Source organism: Bacteroidia bacterium, assembly GCA_026932145.1.
GTDB lineage: Bacteria > Bacteroidota > Bacteroidia > J057 > JAIXKT01 > JAIXKT01.
In genome coordinates, this window is the sequence record JAIXKT010000029.1 from 21,780 (window position 1) to 37,004 (window position 15,225).

The window sequence follows — 15,225 nt, forward strand, 5'->3', positions numbered from 1 at the left end:
CCTAAAAGTATCAAAAATCTTTACTTTTAGGGTTACTACAATATTGTGAAGTTATTAGACTGCTTTGCTCGGTTGTCTTTGAAAGGAGGCAATGAAGATAATCAGCCCACTCAGTAAACTAACGAAGAATAAGTCTCCCAGTAAGGAATAATGGAAAAATGGAATGGCTGCTGCATAGCACATAAATAAGCCGGATAAATTAGGTGCATACATACCGGTTGTGAGCCAAACTCCCAAATTTGTAAGTATAAAAAATACAATACTTGCTAATAATGAAGCTAATATCGTTTTTTTCCAAGTAATTGAGGCTATCCACTTTCCGATAAAAGTAGTTAGAACCACCCCGATATAGACAAACAGCATCGTTTCATGGAAGCCTATCCATAAATCAGAGAGAAAGACTGCTGCTAATGGAATCACTATCGGCAGAACTGTTCCGGAGAGAAACATCCCGCCAAGTAAGGCCATTGCGCCTATGGGAGTAAAATTTGGCGGATGTGGAATTAGGCGCGCAAAGGCTGCCAATAAAATAATAACGGAAATTTGAAAAATAGTTGGTTTAAGTTTCATCACGATGTAGTTAAAGCTCTTGATATAACAATTTTTTGTATCTCGGTAGTTCCCTCGTAAATCTCTGTAATTTTTGCATCCCTAAATAACCGTTCTACGTGGTATTCTTTGACGTATCCATTACCGCCATGAATCTGAACGGCTTCTGTAGCTACGTAATTAGCCATTTTAGAGGCATAGTATTTAGCCATAGATCCGGATAAGTCATAATTGGCGTGCATATCTTTGTCGTGGGCAGCTTTCCATACTAACAATCTGGCAGCGTCCACTTCTGTGGCCATATTAGCTAATTTAAACTGAATAGCTTGATGATTAGCGATTTCTGTTCCGAAGGCTTTCCGCTGTTTTGCATATTCTACGGCAAAATCATAGGCACCTGCCCCAATTCCGAGAGCTTGTGCAGCTATGCCTATACGCCCTCCTGACAACGTTTTCATGGCAAACTTGAAGCCAAAGCCGTCTTCACCTATTCGGTTTTCTTTGGGAACAATAACGTCATTAAACTGCAAAGTATGTGTATCTGAGCCGCGTATTCCAAGTTTATCTTCTTTGGGGCCGATTTCAAAGCCTTTCATACCACGTTCTATAATCAGGCAATTGATTCCGTGATGTCCTTTATTTCGGTCTGTTTGGCACATAACTAAATAAGTTTTGGCGCGTCCTCCGTTGGTTATCCAGTTTTTAGTGCCGTTTACTACGTAGTGGTCTCCTTTGTCAATAGCGGTAGTGCGTTGGGCAGTAGCATCGCTACCGGCTTCCGGCTCTGATAAGCAAAAAGCACCAATATCAGTTCCTTGTGCTAAGGGAACAAGATATTTACGTTTTTGCTCTTCTGTTCCATAGGTTTCCAAGCCCCAGCAAACTAATGAATTATTTACCGAAACCATAACGGAAGCAGAGGCATCTAACTTTGATAACTCCTCCATTACCAGCACATAGGATATTGTGTCTAATCCTTGGCCGCCATATTCCGGTGAAACCATTAGGCCAAGATAGCCCATTTTGCCCATCTCCAATACTAATTCTTGAGGAAACGTCTGGTTATTATCACGTTCAATAACTCCCGGCAGCAAGATGTTTCTTGCAAAATCCCGCGTAGATTGTTGAATCATGGTATGTTCTTCGGACAGTTCAAATAGCATAACAGTTTATATTCTCGTGCAAAAATACATTTTTTAGGTGTTGGTTGCTACAATAATTGGGGTGTAGTTATTTTAATTTTTAGGGTAGATTCCCAAAGATGCTACGGATTTGTATTTCTTCGGTTACGGCGTATTCAGGAAGCGAAAGTGCTGAGACAATCATCTTTGCGATTTCGTTAGGGTTTAAAAGTCTTCCGTTAGGGAAAGAAGAATCTCCCCAGCTTTCGGTTTGTGTTGAGGCTGGATAAACACCTATTACGCGAATTTGGTGTGGGCGTAACTCTTCCCGTAGTGATCTGGTAAAGCCGTCTAAGGCAAATTTAGTGGTGGTATAGCCCACACAGTTAGGTAATATTTCACGGGCAGCTATGCTCACAATGTTGAGAATAGTACCTTGTTTACGGGTTATCATCGCCGGCAAGACCGCTTGGGTTAATTCATAAGGCGTTACTACATTGAGTTGCCATTGCTTACCAAAGTCAGTTGCACTTTCTTTCCAAAATTCTCCTGAGAAAAAGATGCCGACATTATTTATCCAAATATCGAAGGCCGGCAATTCTTTTAGAGAAGTGCAGAACTTTTGCCGTGCTGAAGAATCTGCTAAATCAACTGGATATAGTATGCAATTTGGGTTTTCTGTTTGAAATGCCTGAAAAGCAGTACCTTGCCGTGCGCAGCCGCTTACCTCGTAGCCTGCTTGTAGCAAAGCTAACGCTATTGCTTTTCCAATGCCTTTGGTGATTCCGGTAACGAAAGCTTTTTTCATGGGTTAAAAGAGATTATAAAAATCAAAATTCTACAGGTAAAGTTAGTTTTTTATCTCCTCTGAGAACAACAACTGTTGTTTTGTTACCTGCTTGAAATGTAGCTAAGGCTTTCATATAGGTTTCCACATTGGTAACGGTATTTTCTCCCAGAGCTATGATAATATCACCGGCTTGGATGCCGGCTTTGGCAGCGGGTTTATCTTTGGTAACTCCATCCACCCGAAGCCCATTACCGTCATAGCTATAATCAGGCATAATCCCTAAAGTTACTTTAAACCTTACCCCGCTGCTCTCCGGAGCGCGTGTTTCTAAGTAGGGAAATTTATCTGGATATTGTTTTGTGCCAAGTTCAATTATCTGGATAATAAACTCTAACACATCTTTTTCGCCTGAAAAATTTATTTTTTCAACATCATCGCTGGGTTTATGGTAGTCGCTGTGCTGCCCGGTAAAGAAAAATAGAACGGGAATTTTTTTTAGATAAAAAGAAGTATGGTCTGATGGGCCTATTCCACTGCTATCCGTTTTAATAGAAAAAGTATTGGATATATTTTGAATCAGCGGAATCCAATGTGGGGAAGTGCCCACGCCATAAATCATCAAGGAGCGTGTATGTTCATTCAACCGCCCGACCATATCGAGGTTAAACATAAAGTTAATATTATCTGGTTGAATTACAGGGAGTTCGCAGAATTTTTTAGAACCGATTAGGCCAAGCTCTTCTGCGCTAAAGCAGACAAATATAATGTTGAATGGTTCTTGGATGTTATTTTGAGAAAAGTAACGGGCAAGTTCGAGGATGCCGGCTGTGCCGGAGGCATTATCATCTGCGCCATTATGGATTTTTCCTTCAGGATTAGCTTCCAGCGAGTTATGGTCATGCCCAAGCCCTAAATGGTCATAATGCGCTCCCAATACAACAGTGAATTTAGCGCCGTTATCTAACTTAGCGGCAACATTGTAAGCCGTTCGGGTTGGTGTGCCTTCGGTAGCTGTGCTATGTGGATTTTTGGGCGTTTTGAAAGAAAAAGGGAGCAAATAATCTTTATCTACCGGTTTTAATCCTAATTTTTGGAAGCGTGCGGCAATATATTTAGCAGCTTTTTTTTCTTCTTTAGAGCCGCTGCCCCGCCCTTTGAGTTTATCCGAAGCTAAAAAGCCAATATCACTTTTTAGCCGGTCAGGACAAGCATTGTCTAAAATCTGCGCATGAGCATAAACTACAAACGCACAGAAAATAGTTAGTAAATTAAACTTGATATTAAACTTAATAGCAAACATAACAACTCAGATTTAAACTCCGTTTGCGGATAAATTATTGAAAATGAATTACTTTTATTTCAGTATTATGGCTACTGAACGCCGTGCATCATTTGCAGTAATTTTTTGTAGCTGAGAAACAAGACACCGGAAGCTATTAATGACATGGTCATAAACAGCATAAAAAAGGCGTATAAGCTGTCTATTTCGTAGCCTAAGAAAACCGGAAATGCTTTGCCTGCTTCTGGATAATAGCTACTTAACACACCGGCAAATTTGTTTGCAAGGGCAGTAGATAAAAACCAAACACCCATAAGTAATGAACCAAATTGTGGGGGTGAGAGCTTGGTAACCATAGAAAGCCCAATTGGCGATAATGAAAGCTCCCCAAAAGTGTGCATTAAATACATGGTTACTAACCAAAGCATACTTACTTTGACACCCGGCTCTATACCTTTAACACCGAAAGCTATTATTAGGTATCCCATAGAGAGTAGGAATAAGCCGATTGCCATTTTTAGGGGGGAGGAAGGTTCCAAACCGGCTTTATTCAGTTTGGTCCATAGCCAAGCAAATAGTGGAGCAAATATAAATATTGCTAATGCGTTGATAGACTGAAAGAATGATGCCGGTATAACCTTACCAAAAAGGTTTCGGTCGGTTTGTTCTTCGGCAAAGAAAGTAAGTGATGCTCCTGCCTGCTCAAAAGCTGCCCAGAAAAATATCACAAAAAATGACAGGATAAAAATTACGGCAATACGTTCTTTTTCTTGTTTGGTCAGTGGAGCTTTGGCTGCTCCGCCTTCACCTTTGGCTTTGGATGCAGGTGGTAAACCAACGGGAGTGCCATCAGGGCCTTTGATGTATTGGTCTTTTAAGGCGATAAATACTCCTAAGGAAACAAGCATTCCTAAGCCGGCGGTAAGAAACCCCCATTTAAAATCAGCAGGATTCCCTGTATCTCCCAGAGAACCACATACTAACGGAGAAAAGAAAGCGCCTAAGTTAATCCCCATGTAGAAGATAGTAAAGGCAGAATCCCGCCGAGAGTCCCCTTCCCGATACAAAGAGCCAACCATTGTGGAAATATTGGGCTTAAAGAATCCGTTACCTAAAATAAGTGCAGCTAAACCGAGATACATTATTGGTACTGCTGTACCGGGATTTTCATAGATTAAGCCGGAAGCAAACATTAAAAACTGGCCTATAGCCATCATAAGCCCACCAATGATAATGGATTTTCGGTTTCCCCAAAAGTTATCTGACAAATAGCCCCCTAATAACGGTGTTAGATATACTAAACCGGTGTAGTTTCCATACAAATCAGATGCCTGTTCTTTGGTCCATAACAACGCCTTTACTAAAAATAACGTAAAAATGGCGCGCATTCCATAATAGCTGAAACGCTCGGCCATCTCTGTTGCAAAAAGCAGGTATAATCCTTTAGGATGCCCTTTTTCTGTTGTGTTTGTTTCCACGATATAAAACCTTGACTTGGGCAAAAGTAGAATATTTTTTGCTTACAGTATGATTTCTCATTAACTTTTCATAAGAAAATATCCTTAGAAATGAATTGTATCTTTTTTTTCAGTAAGGTTTTAGCCAAGCGTTACGTATTTTTAGCTGGTTAGTAGTTGGATTTTTAAGTGATTTTACAGCAAAACGTTCTTCTTTTTTGATAACTACCGCTTTGGCTGAGAGTGTGATTAATTTAGGTTTATTATTTTTGGCTGGTCGGTTTACCACTATTTGAAGTTCATCTCCACTGCGAACCTGCCGTAGCCACTCTCTAAATAACTGGCTATAATTTTCCACATCAATTGGCTTTCCGTTAAATAAAATAAGCTCATCACCAATTTTAAAACCAAACTGTTTGCCAAAGTTATCAATATCCTTTAGAGAGCTTATTATCAGCCGGTTATTTTCTAAGTTTACACTTAGGGTAATATTTCCGAGAGAAAACGACTCTGATTCAAATTGGTCATAATATTGGACTCCTATTTTGTTGAATATTTCATTTAGGGGGAGTGGTTCTTTGCCGGCTACATATTTTTGGAGAAAGGTTCCAACTTCGGGAAAGGTATATTCTTCAATAACTTTAAAGAGGGTGGAGTCTTCAAAGGGTTTTTCTGCGCCGAAATTCTGTGATAATTTTCGCAAAAGATGTTGCAAGCCCATTTCTCCTTGTGAAAGATCTCGCAGTAAAATATCTAAGCAAAGCCCAATCAAAGCACCTTTTTCATAAACATTATCATATTGTTTTTCATATTTTGACAAAACCCCTAAGCTCATTTCGGTGAATGGGAGTTTATCTTGATACATTGTGCGGCTATTTTGTATTTTTTGCTGGATTTGGCTCCAAAACTCATCATAACGGATAAGGCCGTACATCATCAAACAATGTTGCGCTTGATATTCCGTAATTCCTTCATAGAGCCATAAATGTCTGGACATTTTAGGCTCTAAAAAATCAAAATAGGCAATTTCTTTGGAGTGAATGTTCAGCGGTGTTAGTATATGAAAAAATTCATGTGCAGCAAACTCTTTGATAATCCGCGATAATTCTTCACTGTCTTCAATGGGCAGATAATACATCGAGGAGTGGTTATGCTCCAAAGCTCCGTATCGGTAACTGCGTTTGTTAGACGGATCAAATAAGTATATCAAAAAAGAATATTGCGATACGGGTAATTTTCCGCCCATATAACGCTCTATCGCTTTGAGTACATCCTGAATATGTTCGGTAATTTGTTTCGCATATTTCTTATTGTCAGGAGAATAGACAGAAACTAAAACAGTGGTATTGGATAATTGAAGAGTTTGGGTATCCGGAACACAAAATAGAATCGGATTATCGGCGAGTTCATAATAAGACGGGGTAAAGAAAACCGTTTCGCTACCGGAAACTATCTTGCCGGGTAATGACGTACTGGCATAAAATCCTTCTGGATATTTGATGGATAGCTCATAATCATCCTCTTCATGACCCTCAAAAAAACCAACTGTTGTGTAAGGATTTAACACGAAAGCAGAATCTTTTTCAAAGCTGCTCCCTGCCGGCTGAAACACAAAATTATCGAAAGCACTTGCATCAAAAGTATCATCTACTCGATATGTGATTTTATGAATATTTTTTTCAGTTTCCCACACATTAGCATTTAAGCGACTGATAATAATTTTGTTACCTATTGAATCAAAGGCTTGAACATCTTTTACAAAACGCCCAAAATCATAAATTGCATAAGTACCCGGAACTATTTTGGGGAAACAAAAACGTTTTCGTCCTTGTTCGGGAGCCGTTAATTCTACCGTAAGTTGGTCCTTTTGCACAGAACGCAAGTCAATATTTACCCGACAAACCTGCCCTCTAAGACTCAAAAAACTAAGCAGTAACAGCAGATTAAAAATTGCTGTAATAAACAGTTTGTTTCTTTTTTCTGTAACCGGATGAAGTACCATTTCTCTAAGTCTTGCTAAGCTGTGCCAAAACAGTGGCAAAAATACCGGATTTATGCAAAGAACATCATGAATAGGTGGCTTTTAGACCCCCAAAGGTTTTAACGTAAAACGGTAACAGACCCCGTTTTGCTACCATACAGAAGTTTTCCGATCCCACTATAAAATTGATAATCAACTTTATAGTAATAAACCCCTTCTGCTACAATAGAACCGGAATACATCCCGTCCCATTTTGGCTTATTTGTTCCAGAAAAAACCAAGTTCCCCCACCTATCAAAAATAAATAAAGAATAATTTTCAACACCCTCTAAATCAGTTGGTTGAAAAAAATCATTTATTCCATCTCCGTTTGGCGTAAAAACATTAACATAACTAATATTGCAATGACCTACTTGTATTTGCAGGGTATCGCAAACCTGTACTTGGCTGGAACAATTTGTGGTATCGGTAGAGCAAAACCGCACAGAAATCAACTTATCTGCTGCATAACAATTGGGTTCTAAGCAAACTGTTACACTAAGTGGATTTCCCAAAGTAGTATCTTCAATAAAAGTATTGCTCCCGAAGCTAAAATCATCATCCCATGATTCACCGATAGGTTCAATGGTTAGCAGTGAGACTGTATCCGGGTCTGTTACTTTTATTTGGTAGCAAAATTTTTCGCCAACAGTTACACTCACCGTGTTTGGCAAAATATATGGCTTGGTAACGTGATGCGAAATTATAGGCGGACGACTGGCTAATTCATCTACCCAAATCCAAATACTGTCATTCACGAAGGAAACCGGCTCACATAAAAATGATTTTTTTCCGATGATATTCAGCAGGATATAATTTTGAAAAAAATCACAAGTTGGTCTCCAGCAGATAGTTGTATGAAGGTTTAAGCTGTCTTTTTGGGTAAAAATTTCCACAGGAATACTTACTCCGGAAGGGGTGTAAGCAGTTACCGTCAGGTCTAATGTTCCGGGGTAATTTGGCTGTATATCTGTTAAAATTAGATTAAAGCAATTTCGTTGATTCGCACGGTAGAGAAGGGTATCATTTTGTGCCGGAATTGAGCCAAACTGGGCCGTTAAAACTGGCTTGATTAAAATAGGAGGAATTAACCGAACTTTTAGGGTATCTGTAATAACATAATCTTGCGAACAAGCACTTGAGTCTATTAAGCTGATGATAACGTAAAAGGTTGCGGGGGTGTATCCGCAAGGTGCTTTCCAGCAGGCTTTTCCTTGCCAGAGAATTGGTGTTTGGGTAGTCCAATATAGCATCGGCGTATTGTTAGTAGATTCTCCGGTAGAGCTAACTACCCGAATAGCCGTAAATAAGCGGCTTGCCGGAAGGCTGTCTGTAATCAATATAGCTGCGCAAAATGCTGAATCCGGATTTAATAAAACGGTATCTCCTGATGTAACTAAGTTATTCAGAGAAAGCTGCAACGTAGGACGCGGGTTTTCAGGAGGAATTATCTGAAAATAAATGGTATCCTGAACGGTAGTTATCTCTTCGCAGGAATTGTGCGCTAATCCAGTCAAGATAACATAATCAACCATTCCTTGTGCGGCGCAAGTAGGCTTGTAGCAAAATTCTCCGGTTAAGGTAGAATCATTTTGGATAAAAATATTGGTTAGTGCTGTTCCTAATCTACTTGTTTTTACCAAAAGTTGGTTGATTTTACCGGTTTTTGAAGTTCGTTTTAGGGAGAATTTTATGCAGGGAGATTCATCCGGTTTTAAAATAATCGTGTCATGATGAGCCGAAAAATTTATAGGAAAAGTGGTGCCTAATGATAGTTCTACGGGTAATGGTGTGGTTATTTTTACCCAAACGGTATCAAAAACACGATTGTAATTCGCACAGTCTGCAACGTCCCAAGCCATATAAACCAACGGAATAGTTTGGCCAATATATTTACAAGAAGGTTGCCAACAAATGGACGTTGTGATACTATCTGAGGCTGTGAAGATATTAGCCGGACTTGCATACGGAGTTGAGAACAGCGTATTTCCGAAGGCAGAACTAATTCCACGTCCTTGTAAACCTCGGCGGTTAAAGCCATCCGCAATCGTTAGCTGATAGCAGAATGGTTCGCCGCCGGCTACCATTATCGTATCTTGTTGAGTAGTAAGCCCGCTTAAATTGTGCTTAATAGTAGGGGCTGCTTCTTGGATTTGACAGTTTAAGACAACAAATTGGAAATCTCGGCGGCTTTCACTGATTAATTTGCCATTACGGTATTCAAAAACGGCGATAGCCACCACAAAAAGTCCAGTTTCTGTTGGGTAAATCTGCAAGAATCCGGTTTGTGGGTTCAGAATAGTGGTGCTGCCCGGGCCAAAGGGTTGTAGATAAGAGTACCCAATATTGAAAGGAGTAGTTAGGTAAGGCGGTGGCCCCATCGGATTGCTGGCAGGAATCCGGCGAGGATTATTTAGGTACACATCCGGCGGATTAGCACCGGGGTTCAACTGGGTGTTATCAACCCCTAAGCCTTGTATATTTAGCCCGTCATAGGGGCGCACAAGTTCATAAACTAAGGAATCACCGTCAGGATCTATTGCGCTATGGTCAAAACTTAACCATTGTTTATTGCATAAAAAAACAGGTGGTAATTCACGAAATTTAGGTTGGGAATTACAGGCAGCGACTTCGGGCCCCGGAATAAATGTGATAAAGGTAATCCCCCGTTCAAGCGGGTTGTATAAGTTGCGTATCGTTTTATTTCGGCAGCAACGCGCCCAGCCAATATAGTATCCCCCCACACGGGCAGGCATATCCATCCGCCACTGATAACGCCCAACTTGTACACAAATATCAGGAGTCCTCGCAACACAAGCACCTAAGTTATTCATCTGCAACTGAGGCGTTTGCAAAGGCTTATAGATTTGCAACACCTTGTACAATTGATTGTTATCACCTAAGAAAATAAACACTTCAATAGGGTCATCAAAGGGAGCTTCTCCATTAATGCAATCACGGTATAAGGTGAGTGTAAAGTCATAGAAATCACCTCCTAAGCAGGTATAATTGAACTCTGCGCCGGCAATGTGGGTAGCATATAGACGGGGCAAAGAACAGATTATGATCCCGATACTTAAAAGTAGTTTCTTAATACAGGTAAGCAATTTCCGGCTGTGGTTTAGAATGTATAACAGATATAAACTTGCTGCGAAAAAATAATGATAACAGCGGATTTCATTCTATTAAAGGCTTTGCTGGGATTTTTAGCTAAAAAAAATCTCAGCATTAGTGTTGCTTGTTGTTAATCTTTTTACTTCTTAATAAGAAGAAAGACTTGCACTTTTGTACTTGGAGGTTTGTATAATATTGAAACTGCATTTGTATTTTATAGATACAAAACAATACTCAAAATCAAGCGTATTTCAAGTAAAAGTTGTACACTCGCTGCGATTCGAACGCAGGACCTTCAGCTCCGGAGGCTGACACTCTATCCAGCTGAGCTACGAGTGCTTATTTAAGCCGCAAAGCTAACACTTTTTGAGGATTCGTGGTTACTTTTTTAGGCTGAATTTTCTATCAATATTTTTGACAATACTAAAAGATGCCCCAAAATGCTTGGTTAAGCTACCCAACTTGATTGTTTTCAGTGTGATTTCTTTTTTTAAGAAAGTTCTAAAATTCATTTTTTGGAATTGATTTGAAACAAAACAGACTTTCTCAAATCAGAGTAAGTATAACGTGATTTTAAGCAATTCTATATTTGGAAATCAACCGGTTACCCATAAGCATGGAGCTATAAAATAGAGAGGGACTGGCCAAACTCTGTTGGTCAGCCCTCTCTATTTTATATTATTTTTATATTATTTAAAAGTTATAGCTATTTTAGCGGCGATTACCCATAAACCGAAGTAAGTATAGGAATAGGTTGATGAAGTCTAAGTATAAAGTTAAAGCTCCGATAATTGCTCCTTTGCGGGCTTCATCACTAGTAGGGTTTAGGCTAAGTCCCATACGCATGATTTTTTGGGTATCATAGGCAGTAAGAGCGCAAAAAATAAGCACTCCTAAAATACTTACGATAAAGGCAAGTGTAGAACTACCTATCCAAATATTGATAATTGAAGCGATGATAATTCCAATTAAGGCCATCATAGCGTAGGAACCTACTTTACTTAAATCCATCTTAGTAAACATTCCGATAAAGGCCATTGCCCCAAAAGTACCGGCAGCAGTAAAAAATGTAGCTGCTATAGAGCCACTTGTGTAAACTAAAAAGATAAAAGATAAACTCAAACCCATTACTACCGCGTAAGCACCAAATAGCAATGTAGCCATTGAATAACTCATACGATTAATACCAAAACTCAACACTAATACAAACGCTAATGGAGCAAACATTAATACATATTTTAAAGGTGTTGTAAATACCGTGAGCATAAATTCTGCGTTAGTCTCCATATAATTGGCAAATAAGTATGCAGAAAATCCAGTAATTACCAATCCCGCAGACATAATAAAATAAACCATTCGTAGGAAATCATTTATTACTCCTGTAGAAAGATGCTCTGTGGGTTTATCATATTCATTCCACCGCTGTTGTCCGTAATAATTATTCATAATATAATAGTTAAACTTGGTTGCAAATATAAACGCAAAAACCATGCAAAATGTTTCAGCCTGCCAAAATAGCAGAACAAAATAATACAGCATTTGCTAATAATAGCTATAATATACCGGTTATTTAAGTACATAATTTTTCTATTTTTTAAGTTTAGATACAAACAAAACCGTAACTTTGCGCGGTTAATTAAGGGATGTTAGCTCAGTAGGTTTAGAGCACTATCTTGACAGGGTAGGGGCCATTGGTTCGAATCCAATACATCCCACAGCAATGAGATACCTTTGGTCTTTTCGGTTCATCCAATACAGTCTCTCTGTATTAGCAGGTTTTTTTTTATTAACTTCTTGCAAACCAGAACCTAAAAAAATATCTGTGGTTAAATATGTTACCCAATTAGATGGAATTAAACTCTATGAAAAACCGGATACATCTTCAAAGGTAATGATGGATTTGCTGTATGGAACAACATTGCATTGCTCCGCTGAAATGCCAGGAAAAGTCAAGTTTGTAGAGAAAGATGCTGACAATAATATAATTACCGAAAAAATATCTGATTGGGTACAAGTAACCTTTAAGAAAAAGACCGGCTGGGTATTAGGATATTATTTGGCAAATTTTTATGATAACCGCCCTAAAACGGAGGCAACTTTGGTAGATTCTCTTACCCAAGAATCTATTCCGGCAGACCACCCCAATGCACGTATTAAATCCCCCCGTGAAAGCAGTGATATTATTAATATTATCCACGACAAGCACTACCCTGCCTTTACTTATAATAATGACATCGAAGACTTACGTGTACCGGGAGATTCTTTGCACGTCTGGAGTTTACCGGACGTTGAATACGTAGGGAAATATCAAGCTGCCTTAGCTTCTAATATTTCAACATTACAGGTAAGTTTAGAAAACGGAGCGCTGAAATATACCCTAACCTACACTTCCGAAAATATCTCACCAGAAGGAATGGTAGATGACGAAGTTCACGAAGTTACCCTAAAGGCCACTAAAAAAGGATCATTTGTTAGCTGGGAAAAAATTCCGGATATAGATGAAACCTACGGAGAATTTGTCTATTGGAATACCGCAAACGGAAAACATGAATATGGATTTTTAATGTACCAAGTTCACGCCAGAATCCCTAAACTAATCTTACTACACCTAACATCGGCAGATTAACGGATGCCTCAAAAATAGATTTATGTCTCTTATTTTGGGTACAGACCCCAAAGACGGGCTTAAAAAACTCAAAAATATGGTTCAGCATTGGGAATTTTGCTACGGGCAGAATATTTCCGAAAACGTAGCCTTTGTGAGTGTTAGCCCAGATGGTAAAAAAACAGAATATTCTTTTAAAGAAATCCATGCACGCCAGCAATGTTTAGCAGCCTTTTTGGTACAGCAAGGTGTAAAAAAAACGGATGTAGTAACTATAATCGCAGAAAACACCCCTACCAGTATATTAAGCAGCTTATCCGTAACCTATGCAGGCGCAATACTATCTCTACTACCGGCAGATATCCCCATCCCACAGCTAAAGAAAATAACCCAAACACTTCCCTCCAAAGTTATAATCTTCACCAGCTATAAGCTATTCAAATACTTTCAAAACGAAATATTTCCGCTACCCAAAGACCAAATAGCTGTTGTTTGGACAGAACACTATGACGAAATTTCAGAAGATGACAAAATTATTACTGCCGAAATAGCCATAGAACTTGGAAAAAATTTCTGGAGAGAAGATGTAGCACTAATACGCTCTGTTCGAGAAAACATAAACTCAAATGATATTTATTGCATTGAATGGAATCGAGATTCTAAAAATAACTTTAGCGGATATTATATTTCACACACGAACTATCTAAAAGCAATCATACGTTGGTTAGATACATTCAAAAATTTCCCACAAAAGAGCAATATCGGCTTACTAAAATCCCCGGCAGAACCTCACCTAAGAACAATTGGGGTTTATGCAGCCATGAGTTATTTCAATGTTGTGTGGTTCTTGAAAATATCCCCCAGAGCACTCAAAATACTATCTAAAGAAGATATAAAAGTGCTGATAACCAATGGATCTGCAATGAATCTTTTTGCTACATGGATAACAAATAAAGTAAATTACTTAAACTGGTTATCTAAAAAAGTAGCACAATCCGGATTCAAAACAAATGTTCAATACACCTCATATCTTGATAAACAACTCTCCCCTCCCATCGGAATTAAAGCCCGAAAGTGGTTTTCATACCAGTATGTTTTAAGAAAACTAAAACAGCAACTAATCGGGAAGAAAAATATCATCATTATTACCAATGATTTAAAACTTCGACCAGATTCTCAACTTATTTTAGAAACCCTTGGCATTCAAGTATTTATTGGCTCTTCGGATGCTGCGGTTGCCGGATTCTGGGCAGTTAATACCCCCAATGAAAAGAAAACATATTCTATTGGTAAAATATTTAAAGATATTCAACATATTCTCAAACTTGACCAACAGGAAAAAAGCGATAGTGAGCAAATTTCTTTGGGGAGAATAATTTTAAAAGGTGAAGAGACCTCAAACCGGCCAACAGAAGGTAGCCTTGCTAAGGAAGGAGTTATTGTAAGCGGCAGATTCCATGTAAAAGACGGTTTTTTATACCGATATACCAGCTCAAGCAACAAAGAATAACGCTCCCAAAAATTATGGTTTTTTTGATAATAATTCCAAAAAGAAAACTTACCTTTGTTGCCTAAAATAATAGGAAGTTAGGAGATATGATAACTACAAAAAGCAGACCTTTTTATGCGGCATCTATCGGCAAAAAGCTGATGGTGGGCATAACAGGTCTTTTTTTATGCTCATTTTTAATTGTTCATTTAAGCGGAAACTTTCTGCTTCTCAAATCCGATGGTGGCTCTGCGTTTAATACTTATGCAGATTTTATGGCACATAGCCCGCTTATCCGAATTATGGAACTTGTATTAGTAGCAGGTATTGGATTCCATATTTTCTTTGCGATCAAGTTGTTACGCGAAAACAACGAAGCCAGACCCCAAAAATATACCTTTTCTAACCCTAACGCCAATTCAAGTGTATTCTCAAGAATTATGGGACCTACCGGAATGGTAATATTGATATTCGTGGTAGTTCATTTATTAAACTTCTTTGCCAAACATCGTTTTGGAGAACCGGGGGAAACAATGTACGAAACCGTAAAAAATGCGTTTGAATGCTGGTATTATGTGCTGTTTTATGTTACTTGTATGGTTTTTTTAGCCTTCCATCTAAGTCATGGTTTCCAAAGTGCTTTTCAAACATTAGGCTTAAACAGCTCCACAAGTGCTTTTCATCAACGCATTAAACTCTTAGGAAAAATATTTGCCTTTGGGATATTTGCAGGATACGCATCTATCCCATTATTTTTCTTCATAAAATCATTCTTAAATTAATTAGGAAAAATAATATCAA

General features: G+C 38.7%; 11 protein-coding genes and 2 tRNA genes. 4 read left to right on the forward strand and 9 right to left on the reverse strand.

Annotated features, from left to right (window positions below; translation table 11 throughout):
• Positions 1-54: 54 nt before the first annotated feature.
• The 9 genes from LC115_07455 to LC115_07495 form a co-directional block, all read right to left on the reverse strand.
• A complete protein-coding gene (locus LC115_07455; protein ID MCZ2356508.1) occupies positions 55-570 on the reverse strand; it encodes a hypothetical protein in 516 nt (171 codons plus the stop codon).
• Entirely contained in the window at positions 570-1,712 is a 1,143-nt protein-coding gene (locus tag LC115_07460) for an acyl-CoA dehydrogenase family protein (protein MCZ2356509.1), read from the reverse strand. Before LC115_07460 ends, LC115_07455 begins: the two co-directional genes overlap by 1 nt.
• Positions 1,713-1,791: 79 nt before the next feature.
• Positions 1,792-2,478, reverse strand: a complete 687-nt coding sequence (locus LC115_07465) for an SDR family oxidoreductase (GenBank protein MCZ2356510.1) — start codon at positions 2,476-2,478, stop codon at positions 1,792-1,794.
• Positions 2,479-2,500: 22 nt separating this feature from the next.
• Positions 2,501-3,760 carry a M20/M25/M40 family metallo-hydrolase gene (locus tag LC115_07470; GenBank protein ID MCZ2356511.1) on the reverse strand — a complete coding sequence of 420 codons (1,260 nt, stop codon included), beginning with the start codon at positions 3,758-3,760 and terminating at the stop codon, positions 2,501-2,503.
• Positions 3,761-3,831: 71 nt separating this feature from the next.
• Positions 3,832-5,217, reverse strand: coding sequence for a peptide MFS transporter (locus tag LC115_07475; GenBank protein MCZ2356512.1), 1,386 nt, complete (start codon positions 5,215-5,217; stop codon positions 3,832-3,834).
• Between the two features lie 109 nt (positions 5,218-5,326).
• Entirely contained in the window at positions 5,327-7,237 is a 1,911-nt protein-coding gene (locus LC115_07480; protein MCZ2356513.1) for a peptidase M61, read from the reverse strand.
• Between the two features lie 59 nt (positions 7,238-7,296).
• Positions 7,297-10,269 carry a gliding motility-associated C-terminal domain-containing protein gene (locus LC115_07485; protein MCZ2356514.1) on the reverse strand — a complete coding sequence of 991 codons (2,973 nt, stop codon included), beginning with the start codon at positions 10,267-10,269 and terminating at the stop codon, positions 7,297-7,299.
• A gap of 326 nt (positions 10,270-10,595) precedes the next feature.
• Positions 10,596-10,669: transfer RNA gene (locus tag LC115_07490), tRNA-Arg, on the reverse strand.
• 372 nt (positions 10,670-11,041) lie between these two features.
• Entirely contained in the window at positions 11,042-11,776 is a 735-nt protein-coding gene (locus LC115_07495) for a Bax inhibitor-1/YccA family protein (GenBank protein ID MCZ2356515.1), read from the reverse strand.
• A 194-nt stretch (positions 11,777-11,970) separates the two neighbouring features.
• Here LC115_07495 and LC115_07500 point away from each other — a divergent pair.
• The 4 genes from LC115_07500 (at position 11,971) to LC115_07515 (ending at position 15,206) form a co-directional block, all read left to right on the forward strand.
• Positions 11,971-12,045 (forward strand) — tRNA-Val (locus LC115_07500).
• 107 nt (positions 12,046-12,152) lie between these two features.
• Positions 12,153-12,956: an SH3 domain-containing protein gene (locus LC115_07505; GenBank protein MCZ2356516.1), complete on the forward strand. Its 804-nt coding sequence runs from the start codon at positions 12,153-12,155 to the stop codon at positions 12,954-12,956.
• Between the two features lie 22 nt (positions 12,957-12,978).
• Entirely contained in the window at positions 12,979-14,445 is a 1,467-nt protein-coding gene (locus tag LC115_07510) for an AMP-binding protein (protein ID MCZ2356517.1), read from the forward strand.
• Positions 14,446-14,531: 86 nt separating this feature from the next.
• Entirely contained in the window at positions 14,532-15,206 is a 675-nt protein-coding gene (locus tag LC115_07515; GenBank protein ID MCZ2356518.1) for a succinate dehydrogenase cytochrome b subunit, read from the forward strand.
• Positions 15,207-15,225 lie beyond the last annotated feature (19 nt).

Coding starts and splice junctions, on each gene's coding strand:
- LC115_07470 (MCZ2356511.1), bottom strand. CDS start 3,760: ATGTTTGCTATTAAGTTTAATATCAAGTTTAATTTACTAACTATTTTC.
- LC115_07460 (MCZ2356509.1), bottom strand. CDS start 1,712: ATGCTATTTGAACTGTCCGAAGAACATACCATGATTCAACAATCTACG.
- LC115_07515 (MCZ2356518.1), top strand. CDS start 14,532: ATGATAACTACAAAAAGCAGACCTTTTTATGCGGCATCTATCGGCAAA.
- LC115_07455 (MCZ2356508.1), bottom strand. CDS start 570: ATGAAACTTAAACCAACTATTTTTCAAATTTCCGTTATTATTTTATTG.
- LC115_07495 (MCZ2356515.1), bottom strand. CDS start 11,776: ATGAATAATTATTACGGACAACAGCGGTGGAATGAATATGATAAACCC.
- LC115_07465 (MCZ2356510.1), bottom strand. CDS start 2,478: ATGAAAAAAGCTTTCGTTACCGGAATCACCAAAGGCATTGGAAAAGCA.
- LC115_07510 (MCZ2356517.1), top strand. CDS start 12,979: ATGTCTCTTATTTTGGGTACAGACCCCAAAGACGGGCTTAAAAAACTC.